This window comes from Shewanella sp. 11B5 (assembly GCF_002836795.1).
Taxonomy (GTDB): Bacteria; Pseudomonadota; Gammaproteobacteria; order Enterobacterales; family Shewanellaceae; genus Shewanella; species Shewanella frigidimarina.
In genome coordinates this window covers 1-1,262 of record NZ_PJAP01000108.1, presented here as the reverse complement: position 1 = coordinate 1,262, position 1,262 = coordinate 1, and the positions used below count along the sequence as shown (strand labels likewise).

The window sequence follows — 1,262 nt, the reverse complement described above, 5'->3', positions numbered from 1 at the left end:
GGGTACTTCTTTGCCAGTAATAATTTGAATAAGTTGTTTTTCGCCACCAGAAGGGTACTTAGTCGGAATTACGGTGACGCGGATCATGTCGTTAGGCAATGAACTGCGACGAATAGCAGACTCCATTGCTTGGGCCGCTTCAGGTTTATTATCTTCAATAGCGATGATAATACGCTGTGGGTTAAGCAAATGATGAATAATACTAATACCAGTTAATATTTCATCACTGAATTCACGCATTAATCGATCGTCAGCACTAATGTAGGGTTCGCACTCTACTCCATTAATAATGACTAAATCGATTTCACTCGCTGGATTGAGTTTGACATGGCTTGGAAACGCAGCACCGCCCATTCCTGCAATACCTGCTTGCTTTATTTTGACTAAAATATCGGCTTTGGACAGTTGTTCAATTTTACTTGAGGTAAGTTCACACCAAGTATCAAGACCATCAGCTTCGATAATGCAACTCAACACGGGCAATGATGAGGCATGGTTGCTACTATGTTGCTCAATCGCGACAACGGTCCCTGAAGTAGGAGCATGAACGGGTAAATAAATAAAACCAGCACCTTCAGTGAGTGGTTGTCCTTTTAAGACCGAGTCGCCGACCTTGACACTCAAGGTCGCTTGTTGACCAACAAGAGGAACCGGTATCACAAATCGCGATTGCAGTGGCAAAGATGCGATGGTGCTTTGATTGGAAAGTGATTTAAGTTCAGGTGGATGGATCCCGCCAGGAGAGCGCCACAAAGTACCTTTATCTAATTGCTCTAATAACGTTAGCACCGTTTGTCCTCTTGCTCAGGATTAATCACGTTGACAGGGATAGCACGTAACTTCCAATCCCAATTTTGTATTGTGGTTTCAACTGGGATCATATCAATACAATCGACAGGACAAGGCTCAACACATAAGTCACAGCCAGTACAATCTTTGGCAATAACGGTGTGCATTAATTTACCGGCGCCTAAAATAGCATCAACCGGACAGGCTTGAATACATTTGGTACAACCAATACATTCATCTTCACGGATGTAAGCGACTTTTTTTACACTGGCTTGCGCCTCTTCGCCTAATGCTTCAGGTTCAACCCCCATAAGCTCAGCAATCTTTTCCATGGTAGCAGTACCACCTGGAGGGCATTTATTGATTTTATCGCCATTCGCTATTGCCTCAGCATAAGGGCGGCAACCAGGGTAACCACACTGGCCGCATTGAGTTTGCGGTAACAGGGTTTCAACTTGATCAATAATAGGATT

General features: G+C 43.8%; 2 protein-coding genes. Both read right to left on the bottom strand.

The window, feature by feature from the left end:
• On the bottom strand, positions 1-789 hold a 789-nt coding region (gene rsxC / locus CXF78_RS00895; protein WP_102035718.1), incomplete at its 3' end, for an electron transport complex subunit RsxC.
• On the bottom strand, positions 783-1,262 hold a 480-nt coding region (gene rsxB / locus CXF78_RS00890), incomplete at its 5' end, for an electron transport complex subunit RsxB (protein ID WP_102035717.1). The genes rsxB and rsxC, both read right to left, overlap by 7 nt.